This is a genomic window from Streptomyces sp. NPDC056452 (assembly GCF_042796085.1).
In the GTDB taxonomy this organism is placed as follows: domain Bacteria; phylum Actinomycetota; class Actinomycetes; order Streptomycetales; family Streptomycetaceae; genus Streptomyces.
The window spans coordinates 281,027-300,359 of record NZ_JBHTRI010000002.1 but is presented as its reverse complement, the minus strand read 5'-3'; the positions used below and the strand labels follow the sequence as shown (position 1 = coordinate 300,359).

15 protein-coding genes are annotated in these 19,333 nt (G+C 70.6%); 7 read left to right on the top strand and 8 right to left on the bottom strand.

Annotated elements, in window-relative coordinates:
- Window positions 1-50: 50 nt before the first annotated feature.
- Entirely contained in the window at window positions 51-1,322 is a 1,272-nt protein-coding gene (locus tag ACFQ6X_RS03710) for a Gfo/Idh/MocA family protein (protein ID WP_383175316.1), read from the bottom strand.
- Between the two features lie 66 nt (window positions 1,323-1,388).
- Here ACFQ6X_RS03710 and ACFQ6X_RS03705 point away from each other — a divergent pair, with 66 nt between their 5' ends.
- Window positions 1,389-1,538 (top strand): hypothetical protein, encoded by a 150-nt coding sequence (locus ACFQ6X_RS03705; RefSeq protein WP_383175313.1) that lies wholly within the window; start codon window positions 1,389-1,391, stop codon window positions 1,536-1,538.
- Window positions 1,539-1,591: 53 nt separating this feature from the next.
- Here the strand turns inward: ACFQ6X_RS03705 and ACFQ6X_RS03700 are convergent, their stop codons facing one another.
- Window positions 1,592-2,350, bottom strand: coding sequence for a polysaccharide deacetylase family protein (locus ACFQ6X_RS03700; RefSeq protein WP_383175310.1), 759 nt, complete (start codon window positions 2,348-2,350; stop codon window positions 1,592-1,594).
- 363 nt (window positions 2,351-2,713) lie between these two features.
- On the opposite strand from ACFQ6X_RS03700, the gene ACFQ6X_RS03695 reads away from it, so the two are divergent.
- The gene (locus ACFQ6X_RS03695) at window positions 2,714-4,621 is read left to right on the top strand and encodes an alkyl/aryl-sulfatase (RefSeq protein WP_383175307.1); all 1,908 of its coding nucleotides are present in this window, start codon (window positions 2,714-2,716) and stop codon (window positions 4,619-4,621) included.
- Window positions 4,622-4,654: 33 nt separating this feature from the next.
- Here ACFQ6X_RS03695 and ACFQ6X_RS03690 read toward each other — a convergent pair whose 3' ends face one another.
- On the bottom strand, window positions 4,655-5,389 hold the full coding sequence (locus ACFQ6X_RS03690; RefSeq protein WP_383175304.1) for a hypothetical protein: 735 nt from the start codon (window positions 5,387-5,389) through the stop codon (window positions 4,655-4,657).
- Complete coding sequence (locus ACFQ6X_RS03685; RefSeq protein WP_383175301.1) at window positions 5,386-5,985, bottom strand: RNA polymerase sigma factor; 600 nt, start codon at window positions 5,983-5,985, stop codon at window positions 5,386-5,388. Before ACFQ6X_RS03685 ends, ACFQ6X_RS03690 begins: the two co-directional genes overlap by 4 nt.
- Before the next feature lie 195 nt (window positions 5,986-6,180).
- On the opposite strand from ACFQ6X_RS03685, the gene ACFQ6X_RS03680 reads away from it, so the two are divergent.
- The 3 genes from ACFQ6X_RS03680 (at window position 6,181) to ACFQ6X_RS03670 (ending at window position 9,188) form a co-directional block, all read left to right on the top strand.
- Window positions 6,181-7,101, top strand: coding sequence for a hypothetical protein (locus tag ACFQ6X_RS03680; protein WP_383175298.1), 921 nt, complete (start codon window positions 6,181-6,183; stop codon window positions 7,099-7,101).
- A gap of 102 nt (window positions 7,102-7,203) precedes the next feature.
- Complete coding sequence (locus ACFQ6X_RS03675; protein ID WP_383175295.1) at window positions 7,204-7,770, top strand: YcxB family protein; 567 nt, start codon at window positions 7,204-7,206, stop codon at window positions 7,768-7,770.
- A 194-nt stretch (window positions 7,771-7,964) separates the two neighbouring features.
- Complete coding sequence (locus ACFQ6X_RS03670; RefSeq protein WP_383175292.1) at window positions 7,965-9,188, top strand: cation:proton antiporter; 1,224 nt, start codon at window positions 7,965-7,967, stop codon at window positions 9,186-9,188.
- 33 nt (window positions 9,189-9,221) lie between these two features.
- Here ACFQ6X_RS03670 and ACFQ6X_RS03665 read toward each other — a convergent pair whose 3' ends face one another.
- The gene (locus ACFQ6X_RS03665) at window positions 9,222-10,058 is read right to left on the bottom strand and encodes a hypothetical protein (protein ID WP_383175289.1); all 837 of its coding nucleotides are present in this window, start codon (window positions 10,056-10,058) and stop codon (window positions 9,222-9,224) included.
- 298 nt (window positions 10,059-10,356) lie between these two features.
- On the opposite strand from ACFQ6X_RS03665, the gene dacB reads away from it, so the two are divergent.
- Both dacB and ACFQ6X_RS03655 read left to right on the top strand, forming a co-directional pair.
- Window positions 10,357-11,937 (top strand): D-alanyl-D-alanine carboxypeptidase/D-alanyl-D-alanine-endopeptidase, encoded by a 1,581-nt coding sequence (gene dacB, locus ACFQ6X_RS03660; protein WP_383175286.1) that lies wholly within the window; start codon window positions 10,357-10,359, stop codon window positions 11,935-11,937.
- 102 nt (window positions 11,938-12,039) lie between these two features.
- Window positions 12,040-12,786 carry a DUF1838 family protein gene (locus tag ACFQ6X_RS03655; RefSeq protein ID WP_383175283.1) on the top strand — a complete coding sequence of 249 codons (747 nt, stop codon included), beginning with the start codon at window positions 12,040-12,042 and terminating at the stop codon, window positions 12,784-12,786.
- 12 nt (window positions 12,787-12,798) lie between these two features.
- On the opposite strand, the gene ACFQ6X_RS03650 is transcribed toward ACFQ6X_RS03655, so the two are convergent.
- Genes ACFQ6X_RS03650 through ACFQ6X_RS03640 form a run of 3 tightly spaced genes read right to left on the bottom strand, consistent with a single transcriptional unit; the run spans window position 12,799 to window position 19,009 of the window.
- Window positions 12,799-13,779 (bottom strand): tetratricopeptide repeat protein, encoded by a 981-nt coding sequence (locus ACFQ6X_RS03650; protein WP_383175280.1) that lies wholly within the window; start codon window positions 13,777-13,779, stop codon window positions 12,799-12,801.
- The gene (locus tag ACFQ6X_RS03645; protein ID WP_383175277.1) at window positions 13,776-18,173 is read right to left on the bottom strand and encodes a hypothetical protein; all 4,398 of its coding nucleotides are present in this window, start codon (window positions 18,171-18,173) and stop codon (window positions 13,776-13,778) included. Before ACFQ6X_RS03645 ends, ACFQ6X_RS03650 begins: the two co-directional genes overlap by 4 nt.
- Entirely contained in the window at window positions 18,170-19,009 is an 840-nt protein-coding gene (locus ACFQ6X_RS03640; RefSeq protein ID WP_383175274.1) for a hypothetical protein, read from the bottom strand. Before ACFQ6X_RS03640 ends, ACFQ6X_RS03645 begins: the two co-directional genes overlap by 4 nt.
- Window positions 19,010-19,333 lie beyond the last annotated feature (324 nt).

Below are 19,333 nucleotides of genomic sequence, written 5' to 3'. Positions count from 1 at the left end.
TCGGCACTCCTGCTGCCGGATCGTTGTCCGCCGGTCGGCCCGTTCTCGAATCAGTTCCCCGTGTCCGTCAGTCGTACGGTCTCGACGGTGTTGTTGTGCCTGGCGCGTTCGGCGGCCAGCACGGTCAGGTGGCTGGTGAGAGATTCCTGCGGGCCGGACTTCACCAGGTCCGGGTTTCCGGTGGCGACGGCAGCGACGAAAGCGTCCATCAGTCCGGCGTCGCCGCCTCCGTGGCCGCCGGCGGCATCCATCGTCCCTTCGGCGCCGGGCTCGATGAGATCTTCGGTGCGGGTCAGGAAGTCGTAGACCCGGAGATGTCTGCCGTCGCCTCTCAGCTCGGCTCGGGTTCCGAAGATGCGGGTCTGACGGTCTGCCTGTTCCGTGAACGCGGTCATGGTGAACGTGCCGGTGGCCCCGGAGGCGAACTCCATTGCCACCACCTGGTGGTCGACCACGTCGTTGTCGCAGGCGTACACGCACCGCCCGTAGGGGCCCTCCCTCAACGCGGTGTCCAGGGCCTGAGGGGTGAACTCGTCGATCACGACGCTGAGCGGCCAGATGTGCTCGCCACGGGCGAGTTGGTGGCCGTAGTCGCGTTTGGCCGAGTACGGGCAACTGGTTTCCACTGCGCAGTCCAGGCAGCGGTCAGCAGCACCGTCGGGTTTGTTCTCCGGGCGGAAGTGAGAGAGGCGTCCAAAGCTGGAGACGCGTACCGGCGCCTGGCCGAGCACGTACTGCAGCCAGTCCAGGTCGTGGCAGGACTTCGCCATCAGCATGGACGTCGCCTCGTCCTCGCGCCGCCAGTTGCCCCGTACGAACGAGTGCGCCTGATGCCAGAAGCCGACCGGTTCCAGGTGCTGGACGCTGACGATCTCGCCCAGCCTGCCGGAAGAGGCGATGCGCTTGAGGGCCTGCGTGTAGGGCGTGTAGCGCAGGACGTGGCCGACCGCGAGAGTTACTCCGGCCGTCTCCACCGCGCCCACGATCCGCCGGCACTCGTCCTCCGTCAGCGCCATCGGCTTCTCCAGCATGATGTGGTAGCCGAGCGCGGCGAACGCCAGGACCGGATCCACGTGCTCACGGTCCAGCGTGCAGATCAACACCGCGTCCGCGATCCGCCCACGGGCTGCAAGCGCCCGCCAGTCGTCCACTGCCGACCCGGCGTCGAGACCGTGGTCTGCCGCAAGTCGGTCGCGCCTGACTTTCCGTGGCTCGGCCACCGCAACGACTTTGGCCCGCTCCGGATGCGCCAGCGCCCAGCCGGCGTGACCGGTCCCCCGGTCTCCGGCACCGACAACAGCGATGGTGACAACAGGGGGCATACATCCCACTTCCAAAAGCGGTGACCACGCCACAGCAAGCGCTTTCCCACGAGAAGGTAGCGACCGGTGGTCCATTGGACAAGAGTCGAGTGGCACCACTTCGCCGACGAATACCCGCAGTTCGCGGGACGGGAGCAGGAGTTCACCGCACGGCTGCAGACGGCGCGGGCACCGACGTCCGCTGATGATCCCGCGCCGGGCGCGGACGGGAACTGATCCTGACATCGTGCCGGCGGGCAGGGCTCGATGTCAGTGCGGGCAGGTCTCCCTCACCGCACGGGGAAGCCGAAGGAGTAGCCCTGCTGCTTCAGCCACGGCAGGATCTCGCGCAGGGCGGCCACGGTCTCGGAGCGTTCCCCTCCCGCGTCGTGGAAGAGGACGGTCGGCCCGTTGGCGATCTCGCTCTTGACGGTGGCGACCATGGCGTCCACACCGGGATGCTCGAAGTCCTTGGTGTCGACGTTCCAGCCCAGCGGGCGCATGCCCCGGGACGCGGCGAGCTGTCGGCTGTACGGGGTGAACGCGCCGCCCGGGGCCCGGTAGTACTGCGGACGGACGCCCCCGGACGCCTTGGTGATCATGCGTTCGGCATCCAGGATCTGCTGGGACTGGTAGGCCTCGGACTTCTTGTCCATGGTGGTGTCGTGCGAGACGGTGTGGTTGCACAGTCGGTGCCCGTCCGCCACGACCGCCTTGACCAGGTCCGGGTGCGCCTGGGCCTGCGTGCCCACCATGCAGAACGTGGCCTTCACACCGCTGTCCTTCAGCAGTTCCAGCACCTGCGGCGTCCAGACCGGGTCCGGTCCGTCGTCAATGGTGATGTTGACGCCTTGGGGGCCACGGTCCGAGGCGTGCGCGATGTCCGCCGCCACCTTGGCCACGGGCTGGGCGACACGCGCTTGCGGCCGGCGCTCTCCGGCGGGGTCCGCCTGCGCCGTCCACACCGAGGTGACAGCGGCCAAGGTGGTCACCCCGAGTGCCGCCGCGAGAAGTTTGCCGTTCCATCCCCTTCCCTTGTGCCTTGCCATGTCCGCCCGCCCTCTGTTGTCTCCGCCGATGCCGTGCGCCCATGAAGACATACGAACGCCCGTACAAGCTGCCCCTGTTACCGACCGAGGACGAATCCACCGGCAGTCGGCGACAAACACAGGGATTCCGCGACAGACGAGGGACGCAACGGCCCGGCCCGCTGATCGCGGAGGTCCCGCAGCCCGGTCCGACCAGCGCGTCCGGCCGGACGGAAGGGCGGAGGGGGCGGAGGGGGCGGAGGGGGCGGAAGGCCTCGCACGCCGAGTGTTCGTGTTGCGGGGTGCCGGGCCGCGTGTGAGGTTCTCCGGGAGGACAAGCACGCCCCCTCGGACGGCCCCGTTGTGACAGCGACCGGAGGAACGATGCCGTACGCCCCGAAGGAAGCCAGTCCGGCCACCGTGGCGGCGAACCGGAACGCTGCGTCTCTCTACGCGCTCGACGACCGTGAGGACTTCGAGACCGCCCGCCGGGGCCTGGTCGCGCCGATCCCGGGCGGGAAGGTCAACCGCGAGGACGGCTCGGTCCTCTTCGACGCGGCGAGCACGGCGTTCCTGGCCGGTGACGCCCCGGCACCCCCGACGGTCAACCCGAGCCTGTGGCGGCAGTCCCAGGTCATCCGCGAACCCGGGCTCTACCGGGTCGTCGACCGGCTCTACCAGGTCCGCAACACCGACACCGGGAACCTCACCGTCGTCGAGGGCGACGACGGGCTGATCGTCATCGACTGCATGACCTCCGTGGAGGCGGCGCGCGCGGGCATGGCCCTGTTCCGCGAGCACGTCGCCGACAAGCCGGTCGCGGCGGTGATCTACACCCACACACACGTCGATCACTACGGCGGGGTCAAGGGCATCGTGGACGAGGCGGACGTCGCATCCGGGAAGGTGCCGGTCATCGCGCCGGGCACCATCGCCTCGTTCGACAAGTTCGCGATCGGGGAGAACATCGTCGCCGGCAACGCGATGACCCGCAGGGCAAGCTACGCCTTCGGAGCGCTCCTGGACTTCGACCCGCACCAGGTGTGCTCGTGCGGCATCGCGGTGGCCGCCCCCGGGGCCAAGACCATCACGTACATCTCCCCGACCGACCCGATCACCGAGACCGGCCGGCAGCGGGTGATCTCCGGCCTCACCTTCGAGTTCCTCTACGCACCGGACACCGAGGCGCCGGAGGAGATGCACATCTGGATCCCCGAGCTGAAGGCCCTGACCTGCGCGGAGAACGCCAACCACTCCCTGCACAACATCCAGACCCTGCGCGGCGCCCGCACCCGCGACGCCCGCAACTTCGCCCGCTACCTGGACGAGACCCTGGAGCGCTGGGGCGACGAGGTCGAGGTCCACTACGGACCGCACACCTGGCCCGTGTGGGGCAACGCCGAAGTCGTCGCCTTCCTGGAGTCCCAGCGCGACACCTACAAGTACATCCACGACCAGGCGCTGAGGCTGGCCAACAAGGGCTGCACGCCGCTGGAGGCCGCCGAAGCCGTCCAGCTGCCCGAGGTACTGGGGCGCAAGTGGTTCAACCGCGACTACCACGGCACCCTCCACCACGATGTGCGAGCGGTCTTCACCAAGGAACTGGGCATGTGGGACGGCGACCCGGTCTCGCTGCACCCTCTTCCCCCGGTCGAGTCCTCCCAGAAGTGGGTGCGGCTGGTCGGCGCGGACGCCCTGCTGGCCGAGGGCAGACGCGCGGTCGAGGCCGGGGAGTACCGGTGGGCGGTCGAGGTCCTGCACCCGCTGGTCTTCGCCAGTCCGGACGACCGGGAGGCCAGGAACCTGCAGGCCGACGCCTACGAGCAGATGGGCTACCAGGCCGAGGGCCCGCAGTGGCGCCACATCTTCCTGACCGCCGCCCGCGAGCTCCGCGAGGGCGTCGTCCCCGCGCAGTTCACCACCGTGAGCCCGGACATGGTCCTGGCCATGCCGTTCGACATCCTCTTCGACTACGCGGCGGTCCACGTGATCGGTGAGAAGGCCGCCCACGCCGATGTCCGGATCGACTTCGTGTTCACCGACAAGGGGGAGACCTGGACGATGTGGGTCAAGAACGGCGTACTCAACGCGCGACGCGGTGCCTCGAAGAACCCGCAGGTCACGGTCAGCGGCCCGAAGGAAGCCGTGGTCGGCGCCGTCCTTCGGCCGGCTGCCGCGGCGAAGCTCGCGGAGGCCGGCCGCATCGCACTCGACGGAGACACGTCCGCCCTCGACGCCTACGCGGGGCTCCTCGACGAATTCGACCCGGACTTCGCGATCGTCACCCCGTAACCGGGCAGACGACAGGCGCAGGGCCGAGACCCGTCATCCTGCTCCGGAGTCCCGTGTCGCGCCGGGGCCGGCCGGTACCTGTACACCCTTCGTCGCCGGCTTCCCGGGATGCGACGGACTCTTCTCGGTCGCCTTCGCCCCGGTCCTGTCCTTCTGCTCGCCCTCCAGCAACCGTTCGCAGTAGCCCGGTACGGCCTTCCGGCTGCCGGCCGCCTCCTCGAGCCGGGTGATCGCCGCGTCCCCGGGTGCCTTGCCCCGCCCCTGCACTGCCGCCAGGTAGACGCGGCAGTGCGCGGCGGTGTCCTGCGCCGTGCCCGGGCGTTCCCTCGGGGGCTCGTGCGAGGCGGACGACGGGGAGGGGATCGCCGGACGCTCCGGTGCCTGCCCCCCGTTCCCCTCATCGGCCGATGCCTCGCCCGCGCCGGGTACGGTGGGCGCGTTCTGCCCGGGCTCCGGCTCCGCGCCACCGCCGAACGGCGACGGGACGACCCCCGCCGCCACCGCGACCCCGCCCAGTGCCACCGCCGTGACAACACCCGCCAGCAGCACCTTCAGCGACCGTGGCCGCCGACGCTCGACGTCGGACCGCCAGTCGTCCCGCCGACGCCGCCACATCGGCGGCGCCGCGTGCACGCCGTTCTCACGCGCCGCGCGGAACGCACGGAGCGCCTTCTCCTCGGCGGCCGGGCCGAGGGTGCCGGGGCGGCTCGCCGCGTCGAGGAGCGCCTCCAGCTCCGGAGGCCGGGGGTCTTCCCGTTCGGGGTTCATGTCTCATCCTTCAGCGTGCGCCGTGCCCCAGGCGTCACACCACCTGCTCCGGCCCTTGTGAGCTGGTCCGCCAGTCCCTTCAGTCCTCGGTACACCGCGGTGCGCACGGCCCCGGCGCGCTTGCCCAGCACCCGCGCGCTCGCCGGACCGTCCAGCCCGACGACCACGCGCAGCAGTACGGCCTCCGCCTGGTCGCGCGGCAAGCTGCCGATCAGTTCGAGAGCCTGCTCCGTGGAGAGCTTCTCGAGAGCAGCGGCGGCCGTGTCGTGCCGGCCCGGCATCTCCAGCATGTCCTGTTCCAGCAGTGAGGTGCGCGGTCGCCGTTTCTGCCTGCGCAGATGGTCCAGAGCACGGTGACGGGCGATCGTCGCCGTCCACCCCCGGAATCCCGCCCCGTCGCCGCGGAAACGGCCCAGGTCGCGCGAGATCTCCAGCCAGGCCTCGGACGCCACGTCCTCGGCGTCGTCGCCGACCAGCCCCCGGACGTAGCCGATCAGGCCCGGCTGCACCAGCCGGTACGCGATCGCGAACCCTTCCTCGTCCCCCTGCTGAGCTCGCTCAACCGCAGCACCGAGCTCCGCGTCGTACGCCCCCACACTTCCCTCTCCGTACCGGCACCCCGTTGAACCTGCCCCCTCATCTCTGCGTTGGGGGACGAAGAAGCGTCACTGAGGAGACGTCATCGCCCGCAGGTGACACCCGGGGTGGCGGCCCCACCTGTGACGTTTCGCGGAGGGGATGCGCTGGGTACGACAGACCGCCCATGTGGCGGGTTCCTACGAGGGAGCATCATGATGAGAAGCAACGCGCTGGTTCGCAGCGTTGCCCGCACGGCGACCGTACTCACAGCGGCTTTCGCACTGGCGGTGACGGTGGCCCCTCTCGCAGGCACGGCGCAGGCCCATGAAGCGGTGACGGGATCGCTCAGCTTCAGTGGCGAGCCGGGCGAGTACATCTCCGGCGGACAGTCCTACGCCTACACCCCTGAGACGACGGAGATGTTCGACATCTCCGGGCCGACCTCCGAGTCCGCGGTGGGCGCAACGGTCGTCACACCGGAGGGCGAGCGCTGGGCCCTGTCCATGTCGGCCCCCTACGGCCAGAAGCTCGTGGCCGGAACCACCTACTCCAACGCCCGCAGTTGGCCCGAGGCGCAGCCGGAGGACCCCCAGCTGCAGTTCAGCGTGACCGACAGGTACTGCGAGAGCGGCGTCGGCTCCTTCACCGTCTCGCACATCGCCTACGGTCCGCACGGCTACATCCGTGAGGTCGACGCCACCTTCGAGCGGTACTGCAGCGGGTCCACCCTGCCGGTGCGCGGGGAGCTCCATGCCCGTATGTCCGAGCCGCCCGCGGAACTCGCCATCGGCGTGCAACTGGACACCACGGGCGCCGTGGCCACCCGCACCGGTGAGATCACCGTCGGCGGCACGGCCACCTGCAACAAGCCGGCCCGCATCAGCATCAACGTCAGCGCCTACCAGACGCAGAAGCGCACGACGGCGACCGGCTCCCACGAGGGCCTGATCGTTGTCTGCGAGCCCGGCGCCCCCGTTCCGTGGACCACGTCCTTCCCCAGCAACATCGACCCCACCGCCTCCTTCCAGCCCGGCGCCGCCGTGCTCCGGGGACTGGCCGTGGCGGACGACCACGACTACCCGGTGAGCGTCTCCGCCTTCCAGAGCACCGACATCACTCTCGTCAGGTCCTGACCCTGCGGCGGGCCCGGACCTGCCGGGCCCGCCCTGTCCGCCGAGGGCCGGAAGACACCGGCGGACGGTAGTATCCGCGGGTCTTCGTACGGGGGAGGAATCATGACCGAGGGCAGCAGCACCGAAGGAACCGACAACAGCGCGGGCGCCTCTGACGGCGTGATGGACGGACGGACCGCGGTCCGGTTGGCGTACGTGCCACAGGCTGCCGACACACTCGTCGGCCTGCGGGTCCGCGAGCGGATCAAGCGGACCGGCCTTGTCCTGCGGTGGGTGTTCCTCGTGCTGTGGGCAGGGCAATGGCTGCTCTCCGCCGTGGGCCGCGGGAGCATCGACGTGGTCTCGACGGTTCTGTTCCTGTTCGTCGTCCTGGTCGTGTGGGGGTACCCGCGGCTACAGGCCGCCCACGTGCAGCGCCTCGTCGGATGGCAGGGCGAGTACCACGCCACCGTGTCTCCGGACGGGATCACCTGCCGCAACGACCACAGCACACTGGCCCAGAAGTGGTCCCTCTTCCAGGGCTACCGGGAGACGGCCGGCCACTTCGTCCTGCTCAGCCGGGACCCCAACATCATGTGCCTGGACGTCCTGCCCAAGCGGGCCGTGCAGGAGCCCGGGGGCGTCGACCGGCTGCGGGCCATCCTGGACGGGCACACCAAGCGCGTGTGACGACCTGAAGGCGCCGGGAGGTCGTTCCCCCTGACGGCCTACATCCGGTCGTCCCCTCCTGCCACGCGGGCGAGAGTGGCAGGAGGCGTGCGCGACGGTGCGCCAACGGCTTCCGCACACCGTGGACAAGGGAGAGACGATGTCCCCCGGCTTCGCCATGGTCACGCCGTGAGCCCGCGACACGGCGGTGCGCCGTGACCCACCCGGGCACACTCGTCCTGATCATGGCAGCCGCCGTCCTGGCACCCGTCCTCGTACACGCCACGGGCCGGTGGATCCGCGTCCCCCTGGTCATCTTCGAGATCACCCTCGGCATCCTCATGGGCCCCGATGTCCTGGGCTGGGCCCACACCGACGACGTCATCGACACACTCGCCGACCTCGGCCTGGCCATGCTGATCTTCCTGGCCGGGTACGAGATCGAGTTCGCGGCGGTCCGCGGCGACACCCTGCGCCGTTCCCTGTGGTCCTGGCTGGTCTCCCTGGCCCTCGGCATCGGACTGGCCGTCCTCATCAGCGGCGGTGACATCTTCGAGGCGTTCGTCATCGGCACCGCGCTCACCAGCACGGCGCTCGGCACCGTCCTGCCGATGCTGCGGGACAGGGGGGAGCTGCGCGGCCGGTTCGGAACGGTGATGTCGGCGTTCGGGGCGGTCGGCGAGTTCGGCCCCGTCGTCGCCGTGGCGCTGCTGCTCAGCGGACGCCGGCCGGCCGAGTCGGCGGCCCTGCTGGCCGCGTTCGGGGCGATCACGGCCGGCGCGGTGTTCTGGGCGCTGCGTCCCAGGCCGCCCTGGTTCGCCCGGCTGACCGAACGGACCCTGCACAGCAGTGGTCAGTTCGCGGTCCGGTTCGTCATGCTGCTGCTCGCCTGCATGCTGGGCCTCGCCGAGGTCTTCGGCCTCGACGTGCTGCTGGGTGCCTTCGCGGCCGGTGTCCTCACCCGTCTCGTACTGCACCGTGCGGCTCCCGCGAGCAGCGAGGAGGTCCTCGGCAAGGTGGAGGCGATGGGCTTCGGCTTCCTCGTGCCCCTGTTCTACGTGGTCACGGGCATCGAGTTCGACCTGGACGCCCTGCTGCACGACCCGGAAGCGCTGCTGCTGGTGCCGGTCTTCCTGCTGCTGGTCCTGCTGGTGCGCGGCGGCCCGGTGTTCGTGCTCGCCCCGAAGGATCTCGGCCGTACGGACCGGGTGGCCCTTTCCCTGTTCGCCTCGACATGCCTGCCGCTGGTCGTCGCCATCACGACCATCGGCGTCGATCAGGACCTCCTCGGCTCGGACGAGGCGGCGTCGCTGGTCGGCGCCGGGATGATCTCCGTACTCGTCCTCCCGCTGCTCGCGATGCGGATGCGGTCGAAGGCCGGCGGGACGGCACGGCCGGCGCCCTCGCCGCAGGAGGCCGACGACACGGAGGCGTGGTGAGGCATTGCAGGAGGGTGGCTCGCGCGTCGGGGATCAGGGACGCTCGAAGAACTGGAGCACCCCTCCGACGGCGAAGCAGAGTGCTCCCGTGAGGGTGCCCCAGTTGGCGATGTCGAGGTTCACGACGCTTCCCGTCGCGGGGCGGGTGAAGTCCGCCAGCGCCGCTACCAGGAAGAGTACGGATCCGAGTTGGTTGACCGCGACGATCCACCAGCCGAGGTCGTGCGCACGGATGCCCGGCCGTCCGTGGCAGACCTCGGCCAGGGCGAGGTGCCCCGAGAGGAGGAACAGGGTGCACCCGACCATGTCAGGGGCCCAGACCAGCCTGTTCACCTGCTGCACCGACAGCCCCTGCAGCAGGGAACTCAGCAGGTTGATCCCGAACACGAGGGTTCCGGCGAACAGCAGGAAGGTGCTGAGCCAGTCGATCCGGCCGGGCTCGTAGCTCCACCATCTCCAGCGGCGTGCGGCGAGCGCCCCGGTACCGCCGTCCTGGCGGGGAGCGTTGACCGCCTGGAGAAGTGACACGTAGCCGCCCGTGTTGAAGAACAGGCCGCCGGCGAAGTAGATCCAGGCACTCGTCAGGCCGCCCGTGCCGAACTGGCCCACCGCGGCCCCGGAGGCGAACAGGCATCCACCGACGGTGAACGCACCCGCCGCCATGGCGTTCAGCCTGCCGAGACGGGCGACCGATCCGCTCTCCGCCCTTCGGGAGCGGGCCGTCGACTCGCCTGCCGCCCGCACGGTGAGCAGGCCGCGCTTGCGTGCCCGTCGCGACTCCCAGACCGCGGTGCCCCCATCGCTCAGGCTCCAGGTCAGCCGGGTCGTGAACGGCCCCGCGCCCTCGGCGTTCCTGGCGATTCGGCTCACCCGGCGACCCTAGCCCTTGGTGTGCGCGTATCCCGTGTGCGGCTCGGGCCCCACCGGGACAGGCTCGGCGTCCCCGTTTCGGCGGGGAACCGGCCGCGGCCGTGCCGGCCGGCCGCCCCGGCCAGGCGTTCGCTGCGCATTTCGACGAATGCGCCGTGCCGTTCGGGTGACTACCGTTCGCGCCGCCCGTATCCGGCGCCCGTCGGGGGCCATACCTGAGCCCATGGACAGGAAACTGCCGAGACGAACGGTGCGTGCTGCAGTGCGAGGAGAGAGTTTCGGATCTTTTCGGCGTCGTGTGGTCGCCGGATGCTGTGCCCTGCTGCTCCTGGCCCTGACGTCGAGCGCGGCAGCACAGGCGGCCCCGTCGCCCGACGACGACGGTTCCGACCGGCTCGACCCGCGGATCACGGAGATCATGGGGAAGCCGGACTACCCGAACGCCCAGTGGGGCCTGCTCCAGCAGGACCCGGACAGCGGGCAGGTCGTCCACAGCCGGTTCGCCGAGCAGTTCTTCATCCCCGGGTCGGTGGCCAAGCTGTTCGGCACCTCCGGGGCGTGGGACACCCTCGGTGGCGACCACCGGTTCAGGACGCCGGTCTACGCGGTCGGCGATCGCCGCGGAAGCACGCTGAACGGCGATCTCGACCTCGTCGCCCAGGGCGACCTGACCATGGGCGGCAGGACCCGCCCCGACGGAACGGTCGACTACACCGACCTCGACCACACGTACGCCAACGACTTCCCCGGCGCCACGCTCACGCCGGAGAACCCGCTCGCCGGGATCAACCGGATCGCCCAGCAGGTACGGCGCTCCGGCATCACCCGCGTCAACGGGAACGTGATCGTCGACAACCGGCTCTTCCAGCCCGAGCCGGTCTTCATCCCCGTCCCGACCCCGCTGATCATCAACGACAACCTCATCGACCTGCTGTCCACCCCCGGCGCCCGCCCCGGCGCGCCCGCGCGGCTGGACTGGCGGCCGAAGGTCGCCCCGTACCGGGTCACCTCGACGGTGAGGACCGTGGCAGCCGGGCAGCCGACGGACATCGACGTGACGACCTCCGAGAACGGCACCCGGATCAAGCTGTCCGGCACCATCGCAGCCGACTCCGAACCCGCGCTGAAGGTCTCCCCCATCACCGACCCGGCGGCCTTCGGACGCACCGCGCTGATCGAGGCGCTCGGACGGGCCGGGGTGAAGGTCACCGCCGACCCGACGGGAGCCAACCCGGTGGGCCGGCTGCCCGACGGGTACGAGGGCCGGCCGCGCGTGGCCCAGTACACCTCCCCGCCCTACTCCCAGTACGCCAAACTCATCTTCAAGGTCAGCCACAACCTGGGCGGGAACCTCGCGATCTGCCTGATGGCCGTCGCGAAGGGCAGCCAGGACTGCATGGACGGCTTCCCGGTGCTGGCCGACTTCCTGGACCGCGCGGGCGTCGACCGCAAACAGGTCCAGCTCCTCGACGGCCGGGGCGGCAACCCCGTCGACCGGACCACACCCACGGCCGTGGTGCAGATCCTGACGTACTGGCACCACACCCCCGAGGCCGAGGTCTTCCGCAACGCACTGCCCATCCTCGGCGTCGACGGCCTGCTGGCGGAGAACTGCACCGACTGCCCCGCGCGCGGCAAGGTGTTCGCGAAGACCGGCGCCGCCGTCGGTCTTGACGCCCTCAACAACCGCCTGGCCGTCGGCGCCATCACGATCGCCGGCTACCTGGACAAGGGCAACGGCCGCTTCGACGTCTTCTTCGCCGGCGTCAACGGCGCCTCCACCCCGACGACCGACGTCAACGGCGTGCTGGACATCGCCGACGACCTCGCCATGATCTCCGCCTACCTGCAGGAGGATGCGGAGCGGCGGGAGGACTGACAGCACCCCGTCGTCGAAGAAGCCCCGGGCCGACGGCCCGGGGCTTCTTCGCTGCGGCTGATTCCTGCCCCGCCGGGGCGGATGTCGCGCAGAGTACTCCGTATGACGACACCCGCAGAGCTGCTCCGCGACTTCGCCCGCACCCGCGCCTCGCTCGACGGCGAGGAGGTCACGTACTGGTGGTCGGGAGACGTGTACTCCTGGGCCCCCGACCAGCCCTACCAACGCGTCTTCGGCTTCGAAGGGCTCAACGTCGCCCGCCTGGTGCAGGACACCGAAGCCGGACCCGACGCCTGTCAACTGCTCACCCGCGAGGCCGCCTTCTACCTGGACCCCGCCACCCGCGAGATCCTGGAGACCTGGCAGGACCTGCCCGTGGTGCACGTCTGGAACGACCCGGCGAACCAGAAGTGGCGCCCCTTCCCGATCCCGACGACCGAGCTCGGCGGACAGCTCTGCTTCAGCCTGGAGATCCCGCTCGCCTACCCCTCGCCGCTGCCGGTCTCCCAGTACCCCGTCCACTCGGCCGGCGACACGTACAAGGCACTGGAGCTCTTCCAGTTCTTTGCCGACCGGGCCGACCTGGCCGGCCCGGCTCCGAGCGTCCCGGCCACCATGTCGTGGACCCGGATGTCCCCGTGGCTCCCGTGGATGGCCCGCGGCCAGGAGCCCGGCGGGCTCACCTTCCACTGCCGGGGCCGCAAGCTCGGCTCGTACGCCGAGGTCCCCGAGCGGACCCGCTCCTACATCGCCGCCCATCAGCCGGAGTTCGCCCGGGCCCCTGAGAAGTGGAGCGAGCCGAACGAGACGAGCTGGACGTACTTCCGCAAGCTCAACCCGTCGCAGTAGCCGCCGGGACCTTCAGAAGTCCGGAATTCCTCCGTGGACCTCGTCGGCCTCCTCCTTGCGCCCCAGCGCCCGCAGGTTCATCTCCAGGCGGCTGCGCGTCTGCTCGGTGGCCGAGTGGTCCTTTCCGACCGCGCGCTCGAACTTCGGCAGCAGGTCCGCGTTGACGGCGCGTGCCGCCTCGTGGTCCCCGAGCTTGTGGAGGGCGATGGCGACGTTCCCTTCCGCGCGAAGCGCCGCCAGCGAGTCCGCACCCGATGCCCGCAGGTGCCGCCGGTGGATGTCCCGGTAGAGAGCCAGAGCCTTCCGGTACTCGCCGAGTCCGAACAGGCTGCCGGCGAGGTTCCCCGTGGCCAGGGCAGTCGTTCCGTCGTCCTTGCCGAGTCGCTGCTCACACAGCCGTGCGGTGACGCGGTTCAGCTCGAACGCCGCCTCGTAGTCCTGGAGCTGGTTGAGGCAGGCGCCCAGATTGCAGGACGCGAGGAGGGTGGAGGGGTCGGTGCTGCCGAGCATCCTCGTCCGCAGGACGAGGATCCTCTCGAAGAGTGGCCGCGACCGTTCCGAGTCGCCGCCCGCGTGCAGGCAGGCGGCACGCCGTTCGGCGGCCCTGAGCGTGTCGGTGTGCGACTCACCGAGCCGTGCCTCCCAGTCGCCGTGGACGATCTCCGCCAGCAGGGCGCCGGGGGCCGCTCGGTCCGCTTCGTAGAGGTAGAGGAGGACACGGATCAGCAGGGAGCGGAAGTGCTCCGGTTCGCTGCTCGGGACCTCGGCCTCGCGCAGATAGCCGAGGAGTGTCTGTACGTCCCTCGTGATCAGGGCGTACGAGCTCCAGGTCTGCGGATCGTGCGGATCGAGGGCCGGCAGCAGCGCGAGCCGGTCCCGGGCCGCGCGGCACACCGCCTCCAGCCCGATGGGGTCCGCGGCGGGATTGCTGAGGAACAGGTCCAGGACGTCCGTGTGCGCCTGTTCCACCGCCGGGTCGACGGGACGCGTCATGATGCCCGCCCGTCGGCCGCGTCGCCGGTGGCGACGAGTCGGGCCAGACGGACACCGTCCACCACATCGGGTGCAGTGCCGTCGGGAGAGGTGCAGGCGAGCGCGCGGGCCACGGCCGAGCCGAAGGTGGCGGCCAGGTCGGTGTCCAGTGCGTCGATCAGGGCGTCCGCCCCGCGTTCCAGCAGCCCCATGGCGAAGGACCAGTCCGCCGAGACGACCCCGTAGAACCTGCGCAGCGCGACGGCCGGCGCGCGCTCCAGCAGCACGGGGAACAGACGGACCACGACATCGCCGGGAATCCAGTGCTCGCCCGGCCAGCCGAACGTGCAGCGTTCCGCTTCGTGGAGGAGGCCGACCGGATCCACCAGGTCGCCGAGTACGGGCGACGCCGCCAGGGCCGCCAGCGCGTCCACGCCGGTCGCGGAACCGTCACGGGCCTTCGCGGCGACCTCCGCGGCCAGCGCACGGATCTCGTCCCTGTTCTCGGGCCTTGCCTCCGCGGCGAAGGCGACCAGATCGGCCGCCGCGGGCAGCGGTCCGGTGTCCAGCAGCCCCCGGAGCCGTCGTGTGAAAGAGGGGCTGAGGAAGGCGGCGCCGGGTGCGGGGGTCACGAGGTCCACGGCTGCCGCGTAGATCGGGTCGTCGATGCGTACCTTCGGTGCGTGGAAGGTGTATCCGGGCACCTCCCGTGCGATCCGGAACTCGTGGTACGCGGCTGCGGCGACCCTGCTCAGGCTTATCTCATCGCTCTGGTCCAGCTTCTGGGCGAGGTTCTCCAGATGGGTCTCCGTGAAGATCTGATGGGGCCGCTGCCGCCGGATCATGTCGGCCGCGAACACCTTGGACGCCCACGAGAGCATGGCGTGCCGTTGTACGTGGACCAGGAAGGTCAGTCCCTGGAGCCCCTGCATGTCCGCCTTCCGGCATCCCAGCGCGCGCACGGCCAGCTCGAAGCGGACGCGGATGTCGGGGCGCGCGTACGCCCACGCCTTGTGCTGCTCGGAGTCGTCGCCGGGGCCGACCGTCCACCGGTGCCGCGGCAGTTCGTCGAGTGAACGGTCGATCTCCCTGGCGAACGCGTCCGCCTCGGGGCCGTGGTGGGAATCGCTGCTGTCGGGGCCGTGCGCGGCCCGGTGGAGCTCCGCGAAACCGATGGCCCGTTCTCCGGGATCCGCGATCGCCCGTACGAGGGCGCCCGCCCGGTCCAGGTCCCGGTGCGCCAGCCGCCCCGCGAGACTCCGGATCGCTCTGGCCGTGTTGCCGGACGGCCCCAGCTCGACAGCGCGGACCACGTCCACCGGTTCGCGGAAGAAGTGCCCACGCGCGCGGGCGGCCCAATGATGGCTCAGGTTGAACATGCCCATGACCGCACCGATGTTCGCCTTCTCCAGTTGGTTCCTGGCGGGTGGCGCACTCGATTCGGGCGACGCGGTCGTGAAGCCCGTACCGGCACCGCCGCTCCCCCGGAGCGGGGCCGGCTGCTCGACGCTCCGCAGCACCTCCTCCAGGAGCGCGGCCGCCTGCGAAGCCTCGCCCCGGTCGAGGTGGAGGTGGGCGATGTCGGCGAGCAGCTCGTACCGGGTGAAGGAACCTGCGACACCTCCGGCCATCTGCGCCGCCCTGGCGAGGTCGTACTCGGCCATGCGCCGGACCACACCGCTCAGGTCGTCCTCCCTCTGCCGCGCGGCCCATCCGTACGCCGTCGGATCGGCCGGCGGCTCGGGGACGTCGGCATGGACCTTCTCGATGAGCCGCAGGTCCTCCGCCCGGTCCGACTGCCCGAGGGCCTTCCTGGCGGACAGCTCCGCCCATGGGCTGCTGGACCATGCGAGGCACCGGTCGACGAGAGCCCGCGCCCGTCCGGGCCACCCCCAGCGGGTCCACAGGCCGGCAGCGTCGAGGAGGGCGCGTTCGGTGATGCCGTTGACGACGACCGTGTCCAGGCGGGCCAGCAGCAGACGGGCGGCATCGGGAGCGATGCTGCTCAACGCGGTCGCGGCCCCGGTCAGTTCGGGAGCGAGCTGCCCTTCGTCGCCCGCATCGAATACCTGCGCGAGCGCCTCGGCGAGGAACCGTCGACCGGTGTCCGGATCGTGCGGCGCCCACGCGGAGGCCAGTCTCGACAGGGCCGACACCCGTACCGCCGGCCCGAGGGTGTCCAAGGACCTCTCGGCCGCCCACAGCAGCTCGGTGGCCCGTCCGGCGTCGGCGCGCTCGGCCAGGTCCAGGTAGTCCGTCCAGCGGTCCCCGCGGATCCTGCCGATGAGGACACGGGCCCTGTCCACGTCCTGCTCGGCGACGGCGGCGGCCCGGTACACGGCGTCCGGCTCCTCCTCGGGGCGGGACGCCCGCTCCGACCAGTCCCGGCCGTGCCGCCACAGCCGCAGTGCGCGTTCGAGATCGTGCGGTGCGAGGAGCTGCGCGGCTGTCTCCGCCGCGGCCTTCGCGTCCGTGCCCCGGTAGTGGTCGTTGCCGTGCCTCGGAATGGTGAGCACGGACTCGACCAGGAGGTCCAGCAGTTCCTCGTACGGGGGCTCGCCGGAGCCGGGATTCGCGTACTTCAGGATCTCCGTGACGGCGGTGAACTGCTGCGACGAGGGCGTCATCCCCGCCACGTACTCCAGGGCCTCCTGGCGGCGGCCCGTCCGGGCGAGGAGGCCGATCACCCGTGTCGGCAGTGCGTTGCCTGACTGGGCGGCCTGCCGGCGTACGACGCCGAGGTACATCAGCGCGGGCAGTCCGGAGCCCACGGGTGCGCTGTCCGCGATGTGGTGGGCGACGCTGTCGACGAGTTCGAGGAACCTGCCATGAGCTCCGAACTCCGCTCTGACAGCCCGACGCAGGCCGGGGCAGACCAGGTCGACCGCCTCGTCTAAGTTGCGCGGCCGGGCCCTGAGGAGGTGCGTGGCGAGGTGGACCAGGCCGTAGCGGTCCACCTCCGTCCAGTCCACCTCCTCCCACTTCACCGCATCGGCGCGGTAGTGCCGCACGATCTGTTCGTGCCATTCGGTCTCGTCGACCCAGCACTCCGGGTGCTTCGTCCGGGCTTCCTCCCCCGCGAGGAATTCACTGATCGAGGTGTGGAAGAAGGCGATCCGATCGTCTCTGCGGTCCAGCAGCCACCGCAGGCTCTCCAGAACCTTCCGCGCGGGTCCGTCCTGTACGGGCGTGCCGGACAGTGCGCTGAGCTGGTCCTCCGTCAGCGCTTCCCTCGCCACCGTCAGCACGCCGATGACCGGCAGGCCCACCCCCTCCCAGCCGGCCGGTTCACCGGCCCTGTTCCTCGGCCACGGGGTGAGTTCCTCGCGGGCCAGCTCCACGAAGAACCCGTACAGCCCGGGGAGACTGCCCGGTACGCCGCTGAAGACCAGGAGTTTGTCGACCAGTTCGCCGTCCTGTCCCGCGACCGCTTCGTTCAGCGCCCGTGCGTACGTCGCCAGATACAGGAAGTTGCCGGCGGCCCTCTTGACCGCGTGCCGCTTCGCGCTGCCCGGCAGGTGGCCTCTGGCCTGCTCCATGGCGATGACGGCGTCCGTCTCCAGGACGCGGTCCGCGTAGACGCGCAGGTCGTTGACGACCTGGGGTGAGCCCGCGTCGACGACCACCTCGGTGAGCCGCTCCTCCCGGGCCGCCCGGAACAGCCGGAGACCGGAGTGCGGACGGGCGGTCATGACCACCTTCACGTTGGCGGGCAGTTCGGGGGAGCGGGCCAGCCAGTGCAGGAGCCCTTTCCTGGGCTCGGTGGTGTCGTCGTCGGCTATCTCGTCCAGTGCGTCGAGCAGGATGACGATCCTGGCCTCGGGATCCTGTGCGGCCAGTACCTGTGCCGGCCCGATCAGCGCCAGGTGCGCCAGGTTGTCGGGGTCCAGCAGACGGGGCTCCAGGTGCGCCGTGCCGATCTGGACGGCTACGGCCTCGCCCGCCAGGTCTTCGATGTCCTGTTCGACCTTCAGGGTGGCGGTGCGCCGGAACGGCGACACCCTCAGGTCCTCGATCCTGATCCCGACCACGCGGCCCTCGGCCTCGACGGCATCGATGTGCTGCTTGACCACCACGGAGAGGGAATCCAGGTCGAAGAGCTCCGGGCGCACCCGCGCGAGCTGGTGCCCGATGGTCAGCAGGAACGACTGGGTGTCACCGCCGGTGAGGGCGATCCGGCTGTCCCGTCTGAAGAAGTACCGGAGCCGGTCGGGACGGGCCCGAGCCATTCCGGCGAGCAGGCTGGTCTTGCCCGCGCCCGGCTCGCCCGTCACCAGGACGTACTGACCGCGCTCCGAGTCCAGGGCCCGCTCGATCTCGGCGTACAGCCAGTCGCGCTCGACGAAGTCCGCCTCCGTCCGGGCACGGACCACGTCCTCGAAGGCCCGGCCCTTCCCGGCCCTGCCGGCGCTCACTTCTCACCGCCGGCGCCGCGGATGTCCACCCCGACCACCGTGCCGGAAGGCGCCACGCGATCGACCTTGACGGTGCCGTTGAATCTGCCCGACCGCTGGTCCGTGCGCACCCCGACCGCCTCCCCGGCCACCTCACCCGCGACCACGTCGCCCCGCACCTCGGTCGCGTGGCGCTGTCCGCCTTCGGGAACCTCGTCCACGTCGTCCGGAGCGAGGTCCGAAGCGGCAGTGGTGGGCCCCTTCGGATGCCGTAGCCCCTCCACAGCACCCGGTACCCAGATCCAGGCCTTCCCCCGGAACTCCTTCTCCTTGACCCGCACCTGTCGGAACTCGTCCTTGCGGAGGGTGGTGTGCGCCTCCCCCCGCACGACGTCACGGAAGACGGTCGCCGACACCCCGACGGCCAGGCAGGCCTCCGGTGCTTCCTTCAGGGCGGTGCGCAGGGCCGCGGAGTCGCGGATACGGGCGATCTCGACCGGGGCCGTGTCCACGAAACCGTTGGCACCCGGCGAGGCAGGGCCGAAGTGGACCGCCGCCCGGAGCCTGAGCCGTGCCTGCGGATTCCGGTTGCGGTTGAAGACCCGCAGGCCCGCATCCAGGCTGCGCATGAACACGTCGACCAGGACGGGCTCGGAGGCCTCCGCGGGCAGGACCGCGAACACCGAGTCCCCGCCCTGCTGCGTCGTCCATCCCTCGCGGTCCAGCCGTGCGGCGTCGGCGGCCTCGCCCAACAGCCGCGTGATCGCCTCCTGGAACTCGCGCTGCGTCACCACGTCGGCGCGGCCGTACCCCTCCGCATCGACTGTCAGCAGCAGCCTGCGTTCGAAATCTCCCATGCCACCCCGCCCATCGAGACCGTTCCCTGCCATGACACCTCCCGGGCTACACGTGCTCCCCGGGGGACGATGCCGTTTCACTCGAACTCCCTGGAAATCAACGGAGTCACCACATTCCGGCCGGACTGCCCGGCAGCCCTCCGCGGCCTCCCGCGGAAGGTACCGGCGCCCGCTCCCCCGAAAGCGGGCACCGGTACTGAAGTGGTACACCCGCGCACCGGTGTGAACCCCGTGGAAATACGGATTGCCGGGATCTGTGACTTCTGCCGAAGTTCCGAGAACCCACAGAAGTGACTGGTTCGGCCGCGTCGTTCGCCCCCTACT